We start from the raw sequence: 20,332 nt of genomic DNA, 5'->3' as shown, positions 1-20,332 counted from the left end.
GAGGACGCGTGTTCAAGGCCATCGGCCGGATCTTCCGGACGCCAGACCTGCAGCGCAAGATCTGGTTCACGCTCGGCATCATCGCCATCTACCGACTGGGTGCCTTCATCCCGTCGCCGGGTGTGGACTACGGCAACGTGCAGATGTGTCTGGCAGCGGGCAACGCCTCCGGTGGCCTGTACTCGTTCGTGAACATGTTCTCCGGCGGCGCGCTGCTGCAGGTCTCCATCTTCGCGCTGGGCATCATGCCCTACATCACCGCGTCGATCATCGTGCAGCTGCTGCGCGTGGTGATCCCGCGCTTCGAGCAGCTCCACCAGGAAGGCCCGCAGGGCCAGGCGAAGCTGACCCAGTACACGCGCTACCTGACCCTGGCGCTGGCCCTGTTGCAGTCGACCACCATGGCGTCGCTGGCCCGCACCGGCGCGCTGCTGAGCTGCCAGCTGCCGCTGCTCGTGGACGACTCCATCGTCACGGTCCTCATGGTCGTGCTGGTCCTCACCACGGGCACCGTCCTGGTGATGTGGATGGGCGAGCAGATTACGGAGCGCGGCGTCGGCAACGGCATGTCCCTGCTGATCTTCGCCTCCATCGCCGCCGGCTTCCCGTCCGGCATCGGCCAGGTGTGGCAGACCCAGGGCGTCCGCACGTTCCTGATCGTCATGGTCATCGGTCTGCTGACCATGCTCGCGGTCGTCTTCGTGGAGGAGTCCCAGCGTCGCGTCCCGGTCCAGTACGCCAAGCGGCAGATCGGCTCCCGCACCCTCTCCGGCCACTCGACGTTCATCCCGATCAAGGTGAACATGGCCGGAGTGATCCCCGTGATCTTCGCGTCCTCCGTGCTGACGCTCCCAGGCATCCTGGTCCAGTTCAACACCCCGCAGGACGGCTCGAACCCGCCGGCCTGGGTGACGTTCCTGGCCGAGTACTTCACCGGTGGCGACCACCCGGTCTACATGGCCCTGTACCTGCTGATGATCGTGGGCTTCACGTACTTCTACGTGTCCATCACCTTCAACCCGAAGGAGATCTCGGACAACATGAAGCGCTATGGCGGCTTCATCCCGGGCGTCCGTGCGGGCCGCCCCACGGAGCGGTACCTTGAGTACGTGATCAGCCGCATCACCTTCCCGGGAGCCCTGTACCTGGGCGTGGTCGCGATGATCCCGCTGATCGCCTTCGTGCTGATCAACGCCAACCAGAACTTCCCGTTCGGCGGCACCTCGATCCTGATCATGGTGGGCGTCGGCCTGCAGACCGTGAAGCAGATCAACGCCCAGATGGAGCAGCGTCACTACGAGGGCCTGCTGCGCTGAACCGGACCCACGACCCCCTCCACCGATCCCGACAGTGAGGAACAAGAAATGACTCGCATGCTGATCATGGGCCCTCCCGGCTCCGGCAAGGGCACCCAGGCCGCCCGGATTGCCGACAAGCTGGGGATCGTGGCGATCTCCACGGGTGACATCTTCCGCCACAACGTGAAGGAGATGACCCCGCTCGGCGTGGAGGCCAAGCGGTACATCGACAACGGCGACTTCGTCCCGGACGAGGTGACCAACCGCATGGTCGCCGACCGCATCGCGCAGCCGGACGCGTCCTCCGGCTTCCTGCTGGACGGCTACCCGCGCACCGCCGGGCAGGTGGAGGCGCTGGACTCCATGCTCAAGGACTCGGGCCACGCCCTCTCCGTCGTGGTCGAGCTGACCGTCCCGGACGAGGAGCTCGTCGCTCGCCTGCTCAAGCGCGCTGAGATCGAGGGCCGCGCCGACGACACCGAGGACGTCATCACCCACCGTCTCGACCTGTACCACCAGGAGACCGCGGCGGTCATCGAGAGCTACCAGGACCGCGGCATCGTCACCCGCGTGGACGGCACCGGCCAGGTGGACGACGTCACCGAGCGCCTGCTGCAGGCCGTCTACTCCGTGCGTGCGGCCACCGGCACCCTGCCGGTGGTGGACCAGGGCTCCGAGGAGGCCTGATCGGGTGTTCGCCCGTCGTTCCCTCGAGCTGAAGACCACCTCCGAGCTGCAGACCATGCAGCGCGCGGGGGTGGTCCTCTCGCGCGCCCTCGACGCCGCCGTCGGCGCGGCGGCCCCCGGGGTGACCACCGCAGAGCTGGACCAGGTGTTCCGTGCCGTGCTGGACGAGCACGGCGCCACGTCCAACTTCCTCGGCTACCACGGGTTCCCGGCGACGATCTGCACGTCGGTGAACGAGGAGGTCGTCCACGGGATCCCGGGCGAGCGCGTGCTGCAGTCCGGCGACGTGGTGAAGATCGACGGCGGCGCGATCGTGGACGGCTGGCACGCCGACTCCGCGCGCACGGTGATCCTCGGCTCCTCGGAGGCCGGCACGGCGGATCCGGAGGACGAGCGGCTGTCCGAGATCACCCGTGAGGCCCTGTGGGTGGGCATCGCCGCCCTGGCGACGGCGAGCAACGTGGGCGAGGTCGGCGACGCGATCGACGACTTCGTCACCCGGCAGCCGGGGCCCCCGCTGGGCATCCTCGAGGACTACGTCGGCCACGGCATCGGCTCGAAGATGCACATGCCGCCGGACGTCTTCAACTACCGCACCGGGCACCGCGGCCCCAAGGTGCAGCCGGGCATGGCCTTGGCGATCGAGCCGATGCTCGTGCGCGGCGGCATCGAGACCGTCACTCTGGAGGACGACTGGACGGTCGTCACCACGGACGGCGGGCGGGCCAGCCAGTGGGAGCACAGCGTCTGCCGGCATCGCGGGGGAGTGTGGGTGCTCACCGCGCCGGACGGTGGTGCCTCCGAGCTCGCGCGCTTCGGCGTCACCCCGGTGCCGCCGGGGGAGTGATCCCGGCGCCCGCGGCCGGCGCTCGGCCTGCGGGGAGGTCCTGATCCAGACCCCGACGACGGCCCCGCGCCTTCGGCCGGCGAGCGACCGTCGTCACCGGTTCACCGGGGAGCGCACGAGGCGACCTGCGCATTGCTCCGCGACGCCGTCGGCGGTTGGAATCAATCCGGAGATGGGGTAAGCTGGGGCGCTGACTGTGCCTCTGCCTGTCCAGGTGGAGGTGGGTCGAACCCATTCCTGTCCCATCGCGCGAGGGCCTGTGCCCTGGCGAGGCGGGGCCCAACGATTGTGGAGGACATGGCTAAGAAGGAAGGTGTCATCGAGGTCGAGGGCACGGTGACCGAGGCATTGCCGAATGCAATGTTCCGGGTCCGCCTGCAGAACGAGCACATCGTGCTCGCGACGATCTCCGGCAAGATGCGTCAGCACTACATCCGCATCCTCCCCGAGGACCGGGTCGTGGTCGAGCTTAGCCCGTACGACCTCAACCGGGGTCGCATCGTGTACCGCTACAAGTAAACCGTCCGACAAGCGAGCGCAAGAGGAGGAACCGTGAAGGTTCAGCCGAGCGTGAAGCGGATTTGCGACAACTGCCAGGTCGTGCGCCGTAAGGGCCGCGTGCTGGTGATCTGCTCGAACCCGCGCCACAAGCAGCGCCAGGGCTGAGCGTCCGCCCCGGTCCGGGGCGGCGCCGCCTGAGTGCACATCACCCATATTCACATCGGCCATCAGGGCCGAGACATCAGGACAGCGTCCACCGCCTGCGGGCGGGGCACGGACGCAACCTCCGGTCGCAGGGGCCGGAGACCGCTCGCGGCGGGGCCGCCGGCACGGACCCACACCGGAACACTTCCCCGGTGCCGTGCACCGGGCCGCGCAGGCCGCCAGGCCACGTGGGCGGGACGTCACTGGTGCAGACCCCTGCTGCAGAAGGAACAGGAGGGCGGCCATATGGCTCGTCTTGCAGGCGTTGACATCCCGCGCGAGAAGCGCGTGATCATCGCACTCACGTACATCTACGGTGTGGGCAGGACCCGCGCCGAGGAGACCCTGGCGGCAACGGGCGTCGACCCGAACATCCGCGTGAAGGACCTCTCGGACGAGCAGCTGGTGAAGCTGCGCGACCACATCGAGGGCACCTACAAGGTCGAGGGCGACCTCCGCCGCGAGGTCGCCGCCGACATCCGCCGCAAGGTCGAGATCGGCTCCTACGAGGGCCTGCGTCACCGTCGCGGCCTGCCCGTGCGCGGCCAGCGCACCAAGACCAACGCCCGTACCCGCAAGGGTCCGAAGAAGACGGTCGCCGGCAAGAAGAAGTGATCCCCGGCGCCACGGTCCCCGCCGCACAGGACGGGCCGAGGCGCTGCAGGTAGATCCACCCCAGCTTTCCCGTAGGAGATATCCATGCCCCCGAAGACTCGCGCAGCGGTTCGCAAGCCGCGTCGCAAGGCAAACAAGAACATCACTGTGGGCCAGGCCCACATCAAGAGCACGTTCAACAACACCATCGTGTCCATCACCGACACCACCGGCGCCGTGATCGCCTGGGCCTCCTCCGGCGAGGTCGGCTTCAAGGGCTCCCGCAAGTCCACCCCCTACGCCGCGCAGATGGCCGCCGAGCAGGCCGCCAAGCGTGCGCAGGAGCACGGCATGCGCAAGGTCGATGTGTTCGTGAAGGGACCGGGCTCCGGTCGTGAGACCGCGATCCGCTCCCTGCAGGCCGCAGGCCTCGAGGTGGGCTCCATCCAGGACGTCACCCCGATGGCGCACAACGGCGCCCGCCCGGCCAAGCGCCGTCGCGTCTGACACCTGTCGAGTCCCCGTGGCCCTCGCCTGAGGGGCGCGGGGACAGGTCCTCGGACCTGCCCACCCATAGAACTCGTTTCCACCCCCTGCGTGCGTCATATGGCGGACGCCCGCCGAAAGGAAATGTCCGTGCTCATTGCACAGCGCCCCACGCTGACCGAAGAGGTTGTCTCCGATCGTCGTTCCCGGTTCGTCATCGAGCCGCTGGAGCCCGGCTTCGGCTACACCCTCGGCAACTCCCTGCGCCGCACTCTGCTGTCCTCCATCCCCGGTGCTGCCGTGACCAGCATCCGCGTGGACGGTGTGCTGCACGAGTTCAGCACCATCAGCGGTGCCAAGGAGGATGTCACCGAGGTCATCCTCAACATCAAGAAGCTCTCGGTCTCCTCGGAGAACGACGAGCCGGTCGTCGCCTACCTGCGCAAGCAGGGTGCGGGCGTCGTCACCGCCGCTGACATCACCGCGCCGGCCGGCGTGGAGATCCACAACCCGGACCTGCACATCGCGACGCTGAACGCGAAGGGCAAGTTCGAGATGGAGCTGACCATCGAGCGCGGTCGCGGCTACGTGACCGCGGCCCAGAACAAGCTGGCCGACTCCGAGATCGGTCGCATGCCGATCGACTCGATCTACTCGCCGGTGCTGAAGGTCACCTTCAAGGTGGAGGCCACCCGTGTGGAGCAGCGCACGGACTTCGACCGTCTGATCCTGGACGTGGAGACCAAGGAGTCCATGCTTCCGCGTGACGCCGTGGCCTCCGCAGGCTCCACGCTGGTCGAGCTGTTCGGCCTGGCCCACGAGCTCAACGTCGAGGCCGAGGGCATCGACCTGGGCGAGGCCCCGGCCGACGCCGCCGTCTCCGCGGACCTGGCACAGCCGATCGAGGAGCTGGAGCTCACCGTGCGCTCCTACAACTGCCTCAAGCGCGAGGGCATCCACTCCGTGGGTGAGCTCGTGGCCCGCTCCGAGGCCGACCTGATGGACATCCGGAACTTCGGCGCGAAGTCCATCGACGAGGTCAAGGAGAAGCTCTACGAGCTCGGCCTGTCCCTCAAGGACTCGCCCGCCGGCTACGACCCGCAGGCCCACGCCGAGCAGATGGACGACGATCCGTTCTCCGAGTACTGAGCTCGACGCACCACCAAACCTGTCCGCCGATCCCGTGAGGGGTCGGGGATCACCTGAGGAGAAACACCATGCCTACCCCCACCAAGGGTCCGCGCCTGGGCGGCAGCCCGGCCCACGAGCGCATCATGCTGGCCAACATGTCTGCCCAGCTGTTCGAGCACAAGTCGATCACCACGACGCTCACCCGCGCCAAGCGTCTGCGCCCGTTCGCCGAGCGCCTCATCACCTTCGCCAAGAAGGGTGACCTGCCGGCCCGTCGCAAGGTCCAGGGCATCATCGCCGCGAAGAACCGTACGAACAAGACCGTGGTGCACGAGCTGTTCACCGTGATCGCCCCGGCCATGGCCGAGCGCGACGGCGGCTACACCCGCATCACCAAGATCGGCAACCGCAACGGCGACAACGCCCCGATGGCCGTCATCGAGCTGGTCATGGACCCGGTGTCCGCCAAGCAGGCCGTCGTGAAGGAGGCCGAGCAGGCCACCGCCGCCGCCCCGGCGGATGCCGCCCCGGCGGAGCCGCAGGTGGACGAGGCCCAGGCCGCCGCCGAGGCCCCGGCCGAGGAGACCGCCCCGGCCGAGGAGGCCGCCGCGACCGGCAACGGCCCGATCCCGGCCAACGAGGACGGCTCGGCGCCGGAGGGTGCCGACATCAAGGGCAATGCGGGCTCCATGAAGTACCACGTGCCCGGCTCTCGCTGGTACGACCAGACCACCGCCGAGGTCTGGTTCGCCTCCGTCGAGGACGCCAAGGCCGCGGGCTACGCCCCGGCCGGCGGCGAGGCCGCCCAGAAGGTCTCCGAGTGATCTTCGCGCCGGTGCGCTGACGCCGGCACCGTGCCAGGGGTCGTTCCCTCCGCTGTGGAGGGGGCGGCCCCTTCGCCGTGCCCGCCGTCTCCGCTCGGTGCGTCGCCGGTCCCGCCGTCTCTGCTCGGTACACTGCCAGAGTGTTCGGCGACCCCTCTCTCGACAGCCTGGCGGCCTACCTGATCGACGTGGCCCCGGGCCTGCTGCTGGTGGTCGCAGCCCTGGCGCTCGTGCCCGGGCGCATGGTCGCCGCCCGTGTCCTCGTGGCGATCCTCGGCGTCGTGCTGCTGCGGGACGCCATGGTGGGGCACGGTCTGTTCACGTTCGGCACGGCGGGGGAGCGGCCCGTCCTGTGGCTGCGCTTCACCTCGGACCCGATCCAGCTGATCAGCCTGTCCGTGCTCGCTCTGGCGGCGGTCGCCGGCCTGGTGGCGGCCTTCCGGCAGCGCTCCCGTGGGATGCGGTGGACGGCGGACCGCGCCTGGCTCTCCGGCCCGGTCGGACTCCTCGGTGCCGCTGTGATCGTCCTTCCCTTCGCGGTCCTCTACGGCTCGGTGCCCGCCCTCTCGGCGGCGCTCGGGCTCGGCGACGTCCCGCTCGACGTCCGTGGCGGTGCCGTGGCGGCCGGCATCCTCGTCCCGCTGCTGGTGTTCGCCTTCTGCGCCGGCCTGCTCGTGGAGGTCCTGTTCCGCGGTCTGCTGCAGTCCGAGCTGGAGCACCACACCACCGTGGCGCGCGCGGCCCTGGCCTCGGCGGCGTTCTTCGCCGCCGGCCACGTCTTCCTAGCCTCCACCGTGACCGAGGTCGGCTGGCCGATCCTGGCCTTCACCCTCGTCGAGGGGCTCGTCTGCGCTGCGATCGCGATCCGCCACGGCGTGCTCGGCTCGACCATCGCCCACGGCGGCGCGATCTTCCTGCTGACCTCGGGGCTGGTGTGATGACCGCCGTCACCGCCGCCGCGTCGGCCACCGGCGAGGAGCCGCGTCTGGTCCGTGTGCGCCTGGACCTCGCCTACGACGGCACCGACTTCCGCGGCTGGGCCGCCCAGCCTGGTCTGAGCACCGTGCAGGGCACCCTCGAGGATGCGTTGGAGACCATCCTGCGCCGACCGGTGCGCACCGTCGTGGCCGGTCGCACGGACGCGGGCGTCCATGCGGCCCACCAGGTCGTCCACCTCGACCTCACCGAGACCGAGTGGGAGGGCCTGGTCCGCGGCCGCGCAGGCCTGGAGCCGGGGGAGACCCTCGTCCGGCGCCTGCACGGCGTGCTCCGCCGCGCATCGGACGCGCTCGTCATCCGCTCGGCCGTCCGCGCCCCCGAGGGCTTCGACGCCCGCTTCTCGGCCCTGTGGCGCTCCTATCGCTATCGCATCAGCGACCGGCCGGACACCCGCGATCCCCTCCGCCGCAGGGACACCTACTGGCATCGCGAGCCCCTGGACGAGGCGAGGATGCAGGCGGAGGCGCGTTCCGTCGTCGGGCTCCACGACTTCCTGAGCTACTGCAGGCCGAGGCCGGAGGGGACCACCATCCGCGAGCTGCAGGCCTTCACCGTGGAGCGCGGCTCGGACGGGGTGCTCGAGTGCCGCCTGCGCGCGGACGCCTTCTGTCACCACATGGTGCGCGCCCTCGTCGCCGCGGCCGTGGCCGTGGGGGAGGGGCGTCAGGAGCCGGGGTGGATGGCCGAGCGTCTTCAGGCGCAGGTCCGCGACTCCCTGTCCCGTCTCGCCCCGCCGCATGCCCTGGTCCTGGACCACGTCGAATACCCCGACGACGGCTCCCTCGCCTCCCGGGCGGAGGGCACCCGGGCCCGGCGTGACGCCGCGCAGATCGACAGGGACGCCTGAGGGCGCGTGCGGAGGGCGACAGCGTCCCCGGTGGCAATCGGGGTGACGAACCGATATGATGTGATGTCGTTGCGCATGTCCGCATCCGGATTCAGGCGCGCCGCGAGAGGCTCAGTTGCATGGCCGTGATCTCGCCGGCGCCCATCGGATGTTCAGGGCCCGGATGCTCGCCAGTCCTCACCTGGCGCCCGGCGCGCGCGGAGAACTGACAGTCGCGTCAGGCCTGACTCACGCCCGGCCCGGCACGGCTGTGACCGAACTACCGACCATGAAGGCAGACAACGTGCGTACGTACACTCCCAAGCCCGGTGACGCCGACCGTCAGTGGCACGTCATCGACGCCACCGATGTGGTGCTCGGCCGCCTGGCCTCCCAGACCGCGATCCTGCTGCGCGGCAAGCACAAGCCGACGTTCGCCCCCCACATGGACATGGGCGATCACGTCATCATCATCAACGCCGAGAAGGTGGCCCTGACCGGCGCCAAGCTCGAGAAGAAGCGCGCCTACCGCCACTCCGGCTACCCGGGCGGCCTCAAGTCCGTCTCCTACGAGGAGCTCCTGGAGAAGAACCCGGTGCGCGCCGTGGAGAAGGCCGTCAAGGGCATGCTCCCCAAGAACTCCCTGGCCGCCCAGCAGCTGTCCAAGCTGAAGGTGTACCGCGGTGCCGAGCATCCGCACGCCGCCCAGCAGCCCAAGACCTTCGAGATCGGCCAGGTCGCCCAGTAATCGGCGCCCGCCCTTCGAGACCTCTTCAAGGAGACCCCATGACCATCAATGAGAACGAGGGCGCGGAGCTGACCAGCTACACCTCCGAGTCCGCTCAGACCTCCGACGCCCCGGCCGCCACCGAGCGCCCGGCCCTCACCGTCGCCGGCTCCGCCGTGGGCCGCCGCAAGGAGGCCGTGGCCCGCGTCCGCGTCGTCCCGGGCTCCGGCCAGTGGACCATCAACGGCCGCACCCTGGACAGCTACTTCCCGAACAAGCTGCACCAGCAGGAGGTCAACGACCCCTTCACCCTGCTGGAGCTCGAGGGCGCCTACGACGTCATCGCCCGCATCCACGGCGGCGGCCCCTCCGGCCAGGCCGGTGCGCTGCGCCTGGGCATCTCCCGTGCGCTGAACGAGATCGATCGCGAGCACAACCGCCCGGCCCTGAAGAAGGCCGGCTTCCTGACCCGCGACGCCCGCATCATCGAGCGCAAGAAGGCCGGCCTGAAGAAGGCCCGCAAGGCCCCGCAGTACTCGAAGCGCTGATCCTCGCCGCCGCGAGGGGCAGGTCCGGCTCTCCGCGACGGACCGGCCGCTTCGCCGGCACAGCAGACCGTGGCCGGTCACCCCGTCTGGGGTGGCCGGCCACGGCCGTGTCCGGGGCCTGCGGCGGCGACCCCCGATGGGGGCCGCCGCCGTCCGCCGCAGGGTGCCTTCAGAGCACCTTGGAGAGGAACTCCTGGAGCCGTGGGGTCTGCGGCGCATCGAAGATGCGCTCGGGCACGTCCTGCTCCATGATCCGTCCGTCCGCCATGAACATGACGCGATCGGCGACCTCGCGGGCGAAGCCCATCTCGTGCGTCACCAGCACCATCGTCATGCCCTCGTCGGCCAGGTCACGGATGACCTGCAGCACTTCGCCCACCATCTCCGGGTCGAGGGCGGAGGTCGCCTCGTCGAAGAGCATGACCTCCGGGCTCATGGCCAGTGCGCGGGCGATCGCGACGCGCTGCTTCTGCCCGCCCGAGAGTGATCGAGGGCGTGCCTGGGCCTTGTCCCCGAGCCCGACGCGCTCCAGGAGCCGCTGAGCGGTGGCGCGAGCCTCCTGCTTCGTCGCCAGCCCGAGCTCGACGGGGGCCAGCGTGATGTTCTCCTCGACGCTGAGGTGGGGGAAGAGGTTGAAGTGCTGGAACACCATGCCGATGCGTCGACGGACCTCGTCGATGTCCACGGAGGCGTCCGAGAGGTCGTCGTCCCCGATCAGCACGCGCCCGGAGGTGAGGTCCTCCAGCCGGTTCAGGCAGCGCAGGAACGTCGACTTGCCGGAGCCCGAGGGGCCGATCACACAGACGACCTCTCCCTCCGCCACGGTCGCGTCGATGCCCTTGAGGACCTCGTTGTCGCCGAAGTGCTTGTGCAGGTCCTCCACCACGATCTTGGGGGCGGCGGACTCTGCCTCCGGGCGGGGTCGGGTGTCGTTCACGGGAGCCTTCACTTGTTGATCTTCCTCTCCACGAAGTTCGCCAGCTGTGTGAGGAGCCAGATGGCCACGAAGTAGATCGCGGCCACGATGAACAGCACCTCGGTCACACGGAAGTTGGACGCGTACACCTGCTGGGCCTGGTACAGCAGCTCGGCGAAGCCGATGGCCAGCAGCAGCGAGGAGTCCTTCAGCATGATGATCAGCTGGTTGATCAGGGACGGCGTCATGATGGTGAACGCCTGGGGGAGGACCACGCGGCGCATGGTCTTGCCGTATCCCAGGCCGAGGGAGCGTGCCGCCTCGGCCTGGCCCGCGTCCACGGACTGGATTCCTCCGCGGACGATCTCGGCGATGTAGGCGGCTCCGTTGAGTGCGAGTGTCAGCACGCCGGCGACCCAGATGTTCACGGGGACGCCGATGATGCCGGGGAGCCCGAAGTAGAAGAAGAAGGCCCACACCAGCAGCGGCGTGCCTCGGAAGACGTTGATGAAGATGTTGGCGATGCCGCGCAGCAGGACGTTGCCGGAGACCTTCATGAAGCCGAAGAGCAGGCCGAGGGCCATGGCGGCGAGGAAGGCGATGCCCGTGACCAGCAGGGTGTTCTGGAGGCCCTTGAGCAGGGCAGGCATGATCTGCGTGAGCATCTCGAAGAACGACGGCGGCTCAGGGGTGCCGTCGCCGGCCGCGTCGCCGAGATATTCGGCGACGATCTCGTCGTACTCGCCGGACTCCTTCAGCTCGGCCAGACCGGCGTTGAAGTCGGCGAGGAGCTGCTCGTTCATCCCCTTGTTGACGGCGAATCCGTAGTTGCCCGTGTTGATGGGCTCGGCGACCAGCTTCAGGCCGGAGCCCTGGGTGACCCCGTACGCCAGCACGGGACGGTCGTCCATGAGGGCGTCCGCGTTTCCGGTCTTCACGGTCTGCACCATCGTGGTGCTCTGGTCCAGGGAGGTGAGCTCGAAGTCGATCTCCTCCTGCTTCTTCTTGGCCTCGTCCTCGGAGAGGGATCCGGTCTTCACCGCGACGGTCTTGCCTTCGAGGTCCTCCCACGACGTGATCTCGTCGTTGCCCTCCGGCACGGCGAGCTGCAGCTCGGACGTGAAGTAGGGGTCGGAGAAGTCGTAGACCTGTGCACGCTCATCGGTGATGCCCATGCCGGCGATCACGCCGTCGACCTGGTCGGAGGACAGTGCCTGCAGCGCGGCGTTGAACCCGATGGACTCCCATTCGACCTGGAAGCCCTGCTTCTCGGCGATCGCCTCCATGAGGTCGACGTCGATGCCGGTCAGCTCGCCGTCCGGCCCTCGGAACTCGAAGGGTGCGAAAGTGGAGTCGGTGCCGATCGTGTAGGTGGGGCCGTCCGCGGCTCCGCCGGAGTCGGTGTCCCCGCCGGCGGTGCAGGCCGAGAGGAACAGGGCGAGGAGGACGCCGAGCAGGACGAGGGGCGCGGCAGGACGTCGCCGGGGGGATGGACGTTGACGGTGCGTGACCATGGGTCTCCTCATGTCGGGTGCGATGGCCGTCGACCTCCGCGTGGGCACGGGGGAGGACGGTCGTGCCATGCTAGCCGGTTGGTGGTGGAGGACACAGAAACCCCACATGTCCAGGCGAGGAAGAGTAAAATGACGGCCGTCGCGGCAGAGGCGCCGTGACGGGATGAGCGCGTCCGGGCCGTCCGCACAGGCCAGTGCGTAGAGTCGACGCGAGCCCTGCCGACCGGAGCACCGAGGAGCCGCCCGTGGCCGAGAACAGCACGCCCACCCCGAAGTCGTCCGAGAAGGGCGATGCCGAGAACAAGGACGTCGTCGCCGGCGGCCACCAGATGGAGTCCGGGCAGGACCGGAAGGCCTTCGCCGTCACCGAGGACTACGCCGCCGAGCTCGACGAGCTCGCCGAGCTCGGGCGCAAGCTCGACCCGAGCGCCGCCCTGCCGCAGCTGGACAAGAACGCGTGGCGCGAGGGCTACCCCTATGACAAGAAGCTCGACCGCAAGACCTATGAGAGGCGCAAGCGTCAGCTCCAGATCGAGCTGCTGAAGATGCAGCTGTGGGTCAAGGAGACCGGCCAGAAGGTCCTGATCATCTTCGAGGGCCGCGACGCCGCCGGCAAGGGCGGTGCCATCAAGCGCTTCAACGAGCACCTCAACCCGCGCGGTGCGCGCACGGTGGCGCTGGAGAAGCCCACGGAGGAGGAGGCCTCGCAGTGGTACTTCCAGCGCTACATCCAGCACCTGCCCTCAGGCGGCGAGATCGTCATGATGGACCGCTCCTGGTACAACCGCGCCGGAGTGGAGCGGGTGATGGGCTACTGCACCGCTCAGCAGTACCTGGAGTTCATGCGGGAGACCCCGGAACTGGAGCGGATGCTGGTGAACTCCGGCATCCACATCATCAAGTTCTGGTTCTCCGTGTCCCGCAACGAGCAGTTGAACCGCTTCGCCACCCGTGAGACCGACCCGGTCCGCCGCTGGAAGCTGTCCCCGACCGACCTGGCCTCCCTGGACAAGTGGGACGACTACACCATGGCGAAGGAGGCCATGTTCTTCTACACCCACACGGCCGACGCGCCGTGGACGGTCGTGAAGTCGAACGACAAGAAGCGGGCCCGCCTCGAGGCCATCCGCCACGTGCTCAACACCCTCCCGTACCCGAACAAGGACGAGTCGATCGTGCGGACTCCGGATCCGCTGATCTGCGCCTCGGCCACCGAGCTGTCCGAGGTGAACGAGGACACCGGTCACGGCGCGTTCCCGCGCGTGCGCTGAGCTGAACGCCGGCGGAACGTCCCGGAGGCGTTGCGCAGCGACGACGGCGCCCCTCCTTCCGCGGCGGCGGGGGAGGGGCGTCGTCGTGCGTCCTGCCGGGGCAGGCTCAGAGGCTGTCGAGGTAGTCCTGGTCGACGTGGGTGTCGTCCAGGAGATTGTCCGCGCCGAAGCCTTCGGACACGTGGTACTCGCCGGCCTCGAGAGACCGGCGGACGTCGTCGCGCAGGATCGGCAGCTTCGCGTAGAAGGCATCGCCGCAGCAGCTGGTCTTCACCAGGTCGCGGTGACCGATGATGCGCTTCGGGGGCAGGTCGTACTGCTGGCAGATGAACGCGCACAGGTGGACGAGGCCCTCGTACAGGCTCTGCGGCGGCGGGTTCACCATGTAGATGCCCTCGCACTCGATGCCGAGCGCATAGGCGTTGAAGCCCAGGGCGTGGATGCCGAGCATGAAGGTCTCGCCGGTCTCGAGGGCGTTCTTCGAGCCGTGGCGGGCCTCGAGGATGTGGCCGCCGCGGGACATCGTGAAGTGCTGGCCGGAGTCGCCCCACCCCTGGCCCACGTGGCCGTTCTGCACGCGTTGGGCGAGGTCGATCGCGGCCTCGCGGGAGCCGTCGGTGACGTTCGGGGTGGTCGTGTGGTGGATGACCAGGTACGAGGGGTGCTCGTTGATGGTCTGAAGGTGGGAGCGCGGCTGGGTGGCGCCCCACTCCGCCGTCGAGATGATGGTCGGCTGCGGCAGCTTCCGACGCTCCTCGGTGGGGTCCGTCATGACGGACTCACCGGCAGGCCGTGCCTCGCCACCGGTCTCACCGCCGGTGTCGCCGTCGGTGCACGCGGCGAGTGTGCCGGCCAGGGCGAGTCCGGTGGTGCCGAGCACCGTCCTCCGTCGCCAGGGGCGCTCGGTGGTGCTCTCGCGGTCCTCCGCCATGTGTCGGTGCCTTCCGAAAGGGGATCGGGACGGGCCGCAAGCGGACGGAAGGTCAAGCCCACCGCCGCCGACGGCATGGTTCAACCGCCCATGGTACCGCGTCCGCTCCGGCCGCGCCGTGGTTCCAGGCGGACCCGGGTCGTGAGGTGCGCGACGTCCTGGTGCCGGGTCCGGAGGCGGGCGGCGGGAGGTTCTGGTGCGCCGCGCAGGCCTTCCGCGCGGGCACGGGGGACGTAGACTGACGTGCATCATGACTAGATTGTTCGGAACCGACGGCGTCCGTGGCCTGGCCAACGAGACCCTCACTGTGGAACTGTCCATGCGCCTGGCTCAGGCCGCAGCCCCCGTGCTCGGCGGCGACGCCTTCGAGGGCGGGCGGCGCCCCACCGCCGTCGTGGCCCGCGACCCCCGCATCAGCGGTGAGTTCATCAACGCCGCCGTCGTCGCCGGCCTGGCTTCCTCGGGCGTGGACGTCTGGGACGCCGGCGTGCTGCCGACCCCGGCCGCGGCCTTCCTCGTGGCGGACCTGGACGCGGACTTCGGCGTGATGATCTCCGCCTCCCACAACCCCGCCCCGGACAACGGCATCAAGTTCCTGGCCCGTGGCGGCGAGAAGCTCTCGGACGAGGAGGAGGACGCCATCCAGCAGCGGCTGGAGCAGGAGGAGCCCCTCCGTCCCACCGGCGCCGAGGTCGGCCGCGTGCGCCGCTTCTCCGACGCGGAGGACCGCTACGTCCTCCACCTGCTCACGTCGCTGCCGAACCGCCTCGAGGGCCTGAAGGTCGTCCTCGACTGCGCCCACGGTGCCGCCTCGGGCTGTTCGCCGGAGGCCTTCAAGGGCGCCGGTGCCGAGGTGATCGTGATCGGCGCAGACCCGGACGGTGTGAACATCAACGACGGCTGCGGCTCCACCCACCTGGAATCCCTGCAGGCCGCCGTGAAGGAGCACGGCGCGGACCTCGGCATCGCCCACGACGGCGACGCAGACCGCTGCCTGGCCGTGGACGAGAACGGCGAGGTCGTCGACGGCGACCAGATCATGGGCATGATGGCGCTCGCGCTCAAGGACCGCGGTGCCCTCAAGGACGACACCCTGGTGGTCACCGTCATGTCCAACCTCGGCCTGAAGCTGGCCATGCGTGAGGCCGGCGTGCGCGTTGTGGAGACCCGTGTGGGAGACCGCTACGTGCTGGCGGGCATGAAGCACGGCGCGTACTCCCTGGGCGGCGAGCAGTCCGGCCACGTGATCTTCTCCGACTACGCCACGACCGGCGACGGCGTCCTGACCGGCCTGCAGATCGCGGCCCGAGTGGCGGGCACCGGCAAGCGCCTGTCCGAGCTCGCCACGGTCATGGAGCACCTGCCGCAGGTGCTCATCAACGTCTCCGGCGTGGACAAGTCCCGCACGGCCGAGGACCCGGAGGTTCAGGCGGCCGTCTCCACCGCCATGGCGCGCCTCGGCTCCGAGGGCCGCGTCCTGCTCCGTCCCTCCGGCACCGAGCCGGTCGTCCGCGTGATGGTGGAGGCCCCGGACGAAGACGTCGCGCGCCGCGAGGCGGAGGAGCTGGCCGAGGTCGTCAAGCGCGAGCTCGCCCTGCACCACTGACGTGGCTTCGGAGCAGCTCCGCGACGATCAGGTGCCGGTGGTCCCGGACGGGCCGCCGCACCGCTGGGCTCTGCTGGTCAGCCTCACCCTGCTGGTGGCCGCCCTGCTCGTCGCGGCCTTCGCCGTGACGAAGCTGCCCCAGTGCGGGGAGACGCCGCGGATCTCCTGGGCGCCCTGCCTGGACCGCGGCGACCAGCCGCGCGGCAAGGACCCGGACTCGGCGCCCTGACGGTCCCTGAGGGTCGGACGACCCCGACGACGGCCGGTCACCTCCCGTGTGGAGATGACCGGCCGTCGGCGCGTCGGAGGCTCCGCACCGTCACAGCGGAGAAGAAAGGGGCCCGGCCGATCCGTGCGGATCGGCCGGGCCCCGCGGTCTGGGGGAAGGATGCGCGTCAGGAACGCGGCTCGCCGTTGATGGATCCGCCGCGCTGGGTGGACAGCAGGTCGCGGATCTCGGTCAGCAGGGCCTGGTCCGGGGTCAGCTCCTCGACCTCCGGGTCGATGCCCAGCCTGCGGTTGCGGCGCTCGATCATCTTGTTCATCGGCATGACGACGACGAAGTAGATGGCGGCGGCGATGAGCAGGAAGTTGACGATCGCGGTGAGCAGCACACCGAACTTGACGGCCACACCGTTGATGTCGAGAACGGCGAAGTCGTCGAAGTTCGGGGAGCTGAAGAGCGCGGCGATGAGCGGCATGAGGACCGCCTCGACGAGAGCGTTCACGACGGCGCCGAAGGCACCGCCCATGACGACGGCCACGGCAAGGTCGATGACGTTGCCCTTCATGATGAAGTCCTTGAAACCCTGAAGCATGAGAAGAATCATAGGCCGCCCCTAGACCTCGCAGGGAGGCGGAAACAGGTGGTTCTGGACACAGTTGCCCCAGGGGGTGTTGACGTTCGTCACACCGATCTCGGGGTTCGGCATCTCCCCGGGGCCGGCCGGGACGAATCAGGACGGTGGCCGTGGCCGTCACCCGGGGTAGCCGGGGGCGTCCGGCAGGCCGAAGACGGTCTCCACGACGCCGCCGGCGTGCACCTGCGCGGCGGCCTCCGCCCCGAGCCAGCGCAGGTGCCAGGGTTCGGCGGAGAAGCCGGTGACCTGCTCCGCGCCCTCCGGATAGCGGACGACGAAGCCGTGTTCGTGGGCGTGGACGGCGACCCAGCGGCCTGCGGGCGTCGTGCCGAAGCAGGCGTCGAGATCGCAGTCGGGTGTGGCGGCGTCGCCGAGGTCCACGGCGAGGCCGGTCTGGTGCTCGGAGTGACCCGGGCGCGCGGAGATCCGGTCCGCGGCCTCGGCGCTGCCGTGGTGGCTGACCCAGCCGGCGTAGACCTGCTGCTGCCTGCCGTAGGAGCGGTAGCCGCTGAGGACGGTGAGGTGATGGCCGGCCGCTGCGGCCTCGGCCCGCAGGTCCTCGAGCGCCGCTGCGGCCTCGGGGCGCAGCGGCACCCCGTCCACGGATTCCAGGGAGCCCGGCGCGTAGTCCACGGGATCGAGCGGTCGGGCCTTGTTCACGACGACGGTCGGCGAGTCCGCGCTGTCCACGTCCCGTGCCGCGCGGCTCGGCTTCGAGGGCTCCGAGGGCTCCGACCGCTGCGCTGCAGACGAGGACGGGGCAGGCGTCGGCGACCCGGAGGAGCGCGACGATGCGGCAGCGGAGGGGGCCGTCGTCGCGGGCGAGGACGACTCGGGGGACGGGGCCGGCGAGGAGTCGCCGGCAGCGCTGGGGGAGGCCGGGCGGGACGAGGGTGGCGACGAGGGCGCCGGGGCGCCCTCCGGGCCGGAGCACCCGGCGAGCAGCACGGCCAGCACGAGCGCCGCCGTCGTGGTCCTCATCCGCGGCATGCTCAGACCTTCCTCAGGAGCACTCGGGAGACCTGGTGGTCCCGGTTCTTGGTCAGCACCAGCCCGGCGCGGCCGCGCGTGGGCAGCACGTTCTGCTGCAGATTCGGGCCGTTGATGGTGTCCCAGAGGTTCTCCGCGATGGCCATCGCCTCCTCCTCCGGGATCTGCGCGTAGCGGTGGAAGTAGCTGCGCGGGTCCGTGAAGGCGCCCTTGCGCAGGTCCCGGAACCGGGAGAGGTACCAGCCACGGATCCAGTCCGAGCGGGCGTCCACGTACACGGAGAAGTCGAAGAAGTCGGACACGGACAGGCCGGTCGTGCCGTCGGCGCGCACCCGCGGCGGCGCCAGGACGTTCAGCCCCTCCACGATCAGCACGTCCGGCCGACGGACGACCTCCACGCGATCGGGGACGATGTCATAGGAGAAGTGGGAGTACACCGGCGCGGTGACCTCTTCGGTGCCGGACTTCACCTCGGACACGAAGCGCAGCAGTGCCCGGCGGTCGTAGGACTCGGGAAAGCCCTTCCGCGTCATGAGGCCCCGCTCTTGGAGCACCGCGTTGGGGTAGAGGAACCCGTCCGTGGTGATCAGCTGCACCCGCGGGGTGTTCGGCCACCGGCGCAGCATCTCCTTCAGCACGCGGGCGGTGGTGGACTTGCCGACGGCCACCGAGCCGGCCACACCGATCACGAAAGGGGTGCGGCGGGTGTGTTCGCCGAGGAACTCGTCCGTGGCGCGGCGCAGGGAGGCGGCGGCCTCCACCCTGATGCTCAGCAGGCGGGACAGCGGGAGGTAGACCTCCGCGACCTCCTTCAGGGAGAGGGCGTCGCCGAGGCCGCGCAGGCGCTCGACGTCGTCCTGGTCGAACGGCTGCGCCATCTCGGAGGCCAGGCGGGCCCAGGTCTGACGTTCCAACTCCACGAACGGGGAGCTGTGATGCTCCTGCGGGCGCGACGAGCGCGGCGCCGGATGGTCGTCGGTGTTGTCGGTGTCCACCTGTCCATCCTGCCACGGAGCCGGTGCGGTCACGGCCCGTCGTCCGCGACGGGGTGCGCGGCACCGCATGTGACCCTGGGCACCCGGCATGCAGACGCGCCCGGCGGAGGGGTGACGGACGGTGCAGTCACGGTAGAGTTCCGACCATGTGTGGAATCGTCGGATACATCGGCAGCGCCTCGACGGAGCGTGAGCACTCGGCTCTCGACGTCCTGATGGAGGGCCTGCGTCGCCTGGAATACCGCGGCTACGACTCGGCCGGCGTGGCCCTCGTCGCCGACGGTGAGCTGTACCACCGCAAGAAGGCCGGCAAGCTGGCCAACCTCGCTGAGGAGCTGGAGGAGCACCCGGTGCCGGCCAGCCGCCTGGGCATCGGCCACACCCGTTGGGCCACCCACGGCGGCCCGAGCGACCAGAACGCCCACCCGCAGCTGGCGGACGAGGGCCGCCTCGCCCTGATCCACAACGGCATCATCGAGAACTACGCGGAGCTCAAGGAGGAGATGCTCGCCAAGGGCGTCGAGTTCCTCTCCGAGACCGACACCGAGGTGGCCGCCGCCGTGCTCGGGGACATCTACCGCAACGAGGGCGCCGGGGACCTCACCGCGTCCATGCAGCTGGCCTCCCGCCGCTTCGAGGGCGCCTTCACCCTGCTGGCCGTGCACGTGGACTCCCCGGACCGGGTGGTCGCCTCCCGCCGCAACTCCCCGCTCGTGGTGGGTGTGGGCGAGGGCGAGAACTTCCTCGGCTCGGACGTCTCCGGCTTCATCGACTTCACCAAGCAGGCGATCGAGCTCGATCAGGACCAGGTCGTGACCATCACCGCGGACGCCGTCGAGGTCACCGACTTCCAGGGCAACCCGGCGCAGGGCAAGGAGTTCACCGTCGACTGGGACGCCTCGGCGGCCGAGAAGGGCGGCTTCGAGACCTTCATGGAGAAGGAGATCCACGACCAGCCCCAGGCCGTCGCGGACACCCTGCTGGGCCGCACCGACGCGGCCGGCCAGCTCATCCTGGACGAGCTGCGCATCGAGCCCGAGGAGCTCATGGCCGTCAACAAGATCATCGTCCTGGCGTGCGGCACCTCCGCCTACGCGGGCATGGTCGCCAAGTACGCCATCGAGCACTGGTGCCGCATCCCGGTCGAGGTCGAGCTCTCCCACGAGTTCCGGTACCGTGACCCGATCATCGACCCCACCACCCTGGTCGTCTCCATCTCCCAGTCCGGCGAGACCATGGACACCCTCATGGCGGTCCGCTACGCCAAGGAGCAGGGCGCCCGCACGGTCGCCATCTGCAACACCAACGGCTCCACGATCCCGCGCGAGTCCGACGCCGTGCTCTACACGCACGCGGGCCCGGAGATCGCCGTGGCGTCCACCAAGGCGTTCCTGGCGCAGATCACCGCCGCCTACCTGCTCGGCCTGTACCTGGCCCAGCTGAACAAGAAGCTGTTCAGCGGCCAGATCAAGGACATCCTGGCGGACCTGGCCGCGATCCCGAAGAAGATCGAGGACATCCTCGAGCGAAAGCAGCAGATCAAGGACCTGGCCCGCTCGATGAAGGACGACACCTCG

The 20,332-nt window shown here is 69.5% G+C and carries 23 protein-coding genes; 17 read left to right on the top strand and 6 right to left on the bottom strand.

What is annotated here, in order from left to right; all coding sequences use genetic code 11:
• Positions 1 to 8 precede the first annotated feature (8 nt).
• From secY to rpsI, 13 genes are all read left to right on the top strand, one after another.
• Positions 9 to 1,316 (top strand): preprotein translocase subunit SecY, encoded by a 1,308-nt coding sequence (secY, locus tag MLY01S_RS00875; RefSeq protein ID WP_067188407.1) that lies wholly within the window; start codon positions 9 to 11, stop codon positions 1,314 to 1,316.
• A 48-nt stretch (positions 1,317 to 1,364) separates the two neighbouring features.
• Positions 1,365 to 1,985, top strand: coding sequence for an adenylate kinase (locus MLY01S_RS00870; protein WP_067188405.1), 621 nt, complete (start codon positions 1,365 to 1,367; stop codon positions 1,983 to 1,985).
• 4 nt (positions 1,986 to 1,989) lie between these two features.
• Complete coding sequence (gene map, locus MLY01S_RS00865) at positions 1,990 to 2,832, top strand: type I methionyl aminopeptidase (RefSeq protein ID WP_102212885.1); 843 nt, start codon at positions 1,990 to 1,992, stop codon at positions 2,830 to 2,832.
• A 297-nt stretch (positions 2,833 to 3,129) separates the two neighbouring features.
• Complete coding sequence (gene infA, locus MLY01S_RS00860; protein ID WP_067188402.1) at positions 3,130 to 3,351, top strand: translation initiation factor IF-1; 222 nt, start codon at positions 3,130 to 3,132, stop codon at positions 3,349 to 3,351.
• A gap of 33 nt (positions 3,352 to 3,384) precedes the next feature.
• Positions 3,385 to 3,498: a 50S ribosomal protein L36 gene (gene rpmJ / locus MLY01S_RS11960; protein WP_082739490.1), complete on the top strand. Its 114-nt coding sequence runs from the start codon at positions 3,385 to 3,387 to the stop codon at positions 3,496 to 3,498.
• A 285-nt stretch (positions 3,499 to 3,783) separates the two neighbouring features.
• On the top strand, positions 3,784 to 4,152 hold the full coding sequence (gene rpsM / locus MLY01S_RS00855; RefSeq protein ID WP_067188400.1) for a 30S ribosomal protein S13: 369 nt from the start codon (positions 3,784 to 3,786) through the stop codon (positions 4,150 to 4,152).
• An 84-nt stretch (positions 4,153 to 4,236) separates the two neighbouring features.
• A complete protein-coding gene (gene rpsK, locus MLY01S_RS00850) occupies positions 4,237 to 4,638 on the top strand; it encodes a 30S ribosomal protein S11 (protein WP_067188395.1) in 402 nt (133 codons plus the stop codon).
• Between the two features lie 129 nt (positions 4,639 to 4,767).
• Positions 4,768 to 5,766 carry a DNA-directed RNA polymerase subunit alpha gene (locus tag MLY01S_RS00845; protein WP_067188580.1) on the top strand — a complete coding sequence of 333 codons (999 nt, stop codon included), beginning with the start codon at positions 4,768 to 4,770 and terminating at the stop codon, positions 5,764 to 5,766.
• Positions 5,767 to 5,834: 68 nt separating this feature from the next.
• Positions 5,835 to 6,572 carry a 50S ribosomal protein L17, sunset domain variant gene (gene rplQ, locus MLY01S_RS00840; RefSeq protein WP_067188392.1) on the top strand — a complete coding sequence of 246 codons (738 nt, stop codon included), beginning with the start codon at positions 5,835 to 5,837 and terminating at the stop codon, positions 6,570 to 6,572.
• Between the two features lie 140 nt (positions 6,573 to 6,712).
• A complete protein-coding gene (locus tag MLY01S_RS00835; protein ID WP_067188389.1) occupies positions 6,713 to 7,510 on the top strand; it encodes a CPBP family glutamic-type intramembrane protease in 798 nt (265 codons plus the stop codon).
• Positions 7,510 to 8,418 carry a tRNA pseudouridine(38-40) synthase TruA gene (gene truA, locus MLY01S_RS00830; protein WP_067188386.1) on the top strand — a complete coding sequence of 303 codons (909 nt, stop codon included), beginning with the start codon at positions 7,510 to 7,512 and terminating at the stop codon, positions 8,416 to 8,418. The genes MLY01S_RS00835 and truA overlap by 1 nt, the downstream gene beginning before the upstream one ends.
• A 283-nt stretch (positions 8,419 to 8,701) precedes the next feature.
• A complete protein-coding gene (gene rplM, locus MLY01S_RS00825) occupies positions 8,702 to 9,145 on the top strand; it encodes a 50S ribosomal protein L13 (RefSeq protein ID WP_067188578.1) in 444 nt (147 codons plus the stop codon).
• A 38-nt stretch (positions 9,146 to 9,183) separates the two neighbouring features.
• On the top strand, positions 9,184 to 9,672 hold the full coding sequence (gene rpsI / locus MLY01S_RS00820) for a 30S ribosomal protein S9 (protein ID WP_067188383.1): 489 nt from the start codon (positions 9,184 to 9,186) through the stop codon (positions 9,670 to 9,672).
• A gap of 169 nt (positions 9,673 to 9,841) precedes the next feature.
• Here rpsI and MLY01S_RS00815 read toward each other — a convergent pair whose 3' ends face one another.
• Together MLY01S_RS00815 and MLY01S_RS00810 are read right to left on the bottom strand one after the other, a co-directional pair.
• The gene (locus tag MLY01S_RS00815; RefSeq protein ID WP_280642902.1) at positions 9,842 to 10,621 is read right to left on the bottom strand and encodes an amino acid ABC transporter ATP-binding protein; all 780 of its coding nucleotides are present in this window, start codon (positions 10,619 to 10,621) and stop codon (positions 9,842 to 9,844) included.
• Positions 10,618 to 12,102, bottom strand: a complete 1,485-nt coding sequence (locus MLY01S_RS00810; protein ID WP_067188380.1) for an amino acid ABC transporter substrate-binding protein/permease — start codon at positions 12,100 to 12,102, stop codon at positions 10,618 to 10,620. The genes MLY01S_RS00815 and MLY01S_RS00810 overlap by 4 nt, the downstream gene beginning before the upstream one ends.
• 329 nt (positions 12,103 to 12,431) lie before the next feature.
• Between MLY01S_RS00810 and ppk2 the strand changes: the two genes are divergently transcribed.
• Complete coding sequence (gene ppk2, locus MLY01S_RS00805) at positions 12,432 to 13,373, top strand: polyphosphate kinase 2 (protein WP_087133616.1); 942 nt, start codon at positions 12,432 to 12,434, stop codon at positions 13,371 to 13,373.
• A gap of 106 nt (positions 13,374 to 13,479) precedes the next feature.
• Here the strand turns inward: ppk2 and MLY01S_RS00800 are convergent, their stop codons facing one another.
• Entirely contained in the window at positions 13,480 to 14,304 is an 825-nt protein-coding gene (locus tag MLY01S_RS00800; protein WP_067188373.1) for a peptidoglycan recognition protein family protein, read from the bottom strand.
• 250 nt (positions 14,305 to 14,554) lie between these two features.
• Between MLY01S_RS00800 and glmM the strand changes: the two genes are divergently transcribed.
• Together glmM and MLY01S_RS00790 are read left to right on the top strand one after the other, a co-directional pair.
• A complete protein-coding gene (glmM, locus tag MLY01S_RS00795; protein ID WP_082739489.1) occupies positions 14,555 to 15,910 on the top strand; it encodes a phosphoglucosamine mutase in 1,356 nt (451 codons plus the stop codon).
• A gap of 1 nt (position 15,911) precedes the next feature.
• Positions 15,912 to 16,139 (top strand): hypothetical protein, encoded by a 228-nt coding sequence (locus MLY01S_RS00790; protein ID WP_067188367.1) that lies wholly within the window; start codon positions 15,912 to 15,914, stop codon positions 16,137 to 16,139.
• Between the two features lie 166 nt (positions 16,140 to 16,305).
• Here the strand turns inward: MLY01S_RS00790 and mscL are convergent, their stop codons facing one another.
• The 3 genes from mscL to coaA all read right to left on the bottom strand — a co-directional run bounded on the left by mscL (position 16,306) and on the right by coaA (position 18,755).
• Positions 16,306 to 16,728, bottom strand: coding sequence for a large conductance mechanosensitive channel protein MscL (mscL, locus tag MLY01S_RS00785; RefSeq protein WP_067188365.1), 423 nt, complete (start codon positions 16,726 to 16,728; stop codon positions 16,306 to 16,308).
• A gap of 159 nt (positions 16,729 to 16,887) precedes the next feature.
• Entirely contained in the window at positions 16,888 to 17,751 is an 864-nt protein-coding gene (locus tag MLY01S_RS00780) for a M15 family metallopeptidase (protein ID WP_082739502.1), read from the bottom strand.
• 11 nt (positions 17,752 to 17,762) lie between these two features.
• Positions 17,763 to 18,755 carry a type I pantothenate kinase gene (gene coaA, locus MLY01S_RS00775; RefSeq protein ID WP_067188362.1) on the bottom strand — a complete coding sequence of 331 codons (993 nt, stop codon included), beginning with the start codon at positions 18,753 to 18,755 and terminating at the stop codon, positions 17,763 to 17,765.
• Positions 18,756 to 18,901: 146 nt separating this feature from the next.
• Between coaA and glmS the strand changes: the two genes are divergently transcribed.
• The coding region (gene glmS, locus MLY01S_RS00770) for a glutamine--fructose-6-phosphate transaminase (isomerizing) (protein ID WP_067188359.1) at positions 18,902 to 20,332 on the top strand (1,431 nt) is incomplete at its 3' end.

The sequence above is a fragment of the Micrococcus lylae NBRC 15355 genome, from assembly GCF_001570885.1.
In the GTDB taxonomy this organism is placed as follows: domain Bacteria; phylum Actinomycetota; class Actinomycetes; order Actinomycetales; family Micrococcaceae; genus Micrococcus; species Micrococcus lylae.
Note: the sequence above shows the minus strand (reverse complement) of the source record. Positions and strands in the feature narration are given on the sequence as shown.

What these genes read in the sequence shown, in the direction of transcription:
- MLY01S_RS00870 (WP_067188405.1), top strand. Translation starts at nt 1,365, where the DNA reads ATGACTCGCATGCTGATCATGGGCCCTCCCGGCTCCGGCAAGGGCACC.
- infA (WP_067188402.1), top strand. Translation starts at nt 3,130, where the DNA reads ATGGCTAAGAAGGAAGGTGTCATCGAGGTCGAGGGCACGGTGACCGAG.
- rpsM (WP_067188400.1), top strand. Translation starts at nt 3,784, where the DNA reads ATGGCTCGTCTTGCAGGCGTTGACATCCCGCGCGAGAAGCGCGTGATC.
- rpsK (WP_067188395.1), top strand. Translation starts at nt 4,237, where the DNA reads ATGCCCCCGAAGACTCGCGCAGCGGTTCGCAAGCCGCGTCGCAAGGCA.
- rplQ (WP_067188392.1), top strand. Translation starts at nt 5,835, where the DNA reads ATGCCTACCCCCACCAAGGGTCCGCGCCTGGGCGGCAGCCCGGCCCAC.
- truA (WP_067188386.1), top strand. Translation starts at nt 7,510, where the DNA reads ATGACCGCCGTCACCGCCGCCGCGTCGGCCACCGGCGAGGAGCCGCGT.
- rpsI (WP_067188383.1), top strand. Translation starts at nt 9,184, where the DNA reads ATGACCATCAATGAGAACGAGGGCGCGGAGCTGACCAGCTACACCTCC.
- MLY01S_RS00810 (WP_067188380.1), bottom strand. Translation starts at nt 12,102, where the DNA reads ATGGTCACGCACCGTCAACGTCCATCCCCCCGGCGACGTCCTGCCGCG.
- ppk2 (WP_087133616.1), top strand. Translation starts at nt 12,432, where the DNA reads ATGGAGTCCGGGCAGGACCGGAAGGCCTTCGCCGTCACCGAGGACTAC.
- MLY01S_RS00800 (WP_067188373.1), bottom strand. Translation starts at nt 14,304, where the DNA reads ATGGCGGAGGACCGCGAGAGCACCACCGAGCGCCCCTGGCGACGGAGG.
- glmM (WP_082739489.1), top strand. Translation starts at nt 14,555, where the DNA reads ATGACTAGATTGTTCGGAACCGACGGCGTCCGTGGCCTGGCCAACGAG.
- mscL (WP_067188365.1), bottom strand. Translation starts at nt 16,728, where the DNA reads ATGCTTCAGGGTTTCAAGGACTTCATCATGAAGGGCAACGTCATCGAC.
- MLY01S_RS00780 (WP_082739502.1), bottom strand. Translation starts at nt 17,751, where the DNA reads ATGAGGACCACGACGGCGGCGCTCGTGCTGGCCGTGCTGCTCGCCGGG.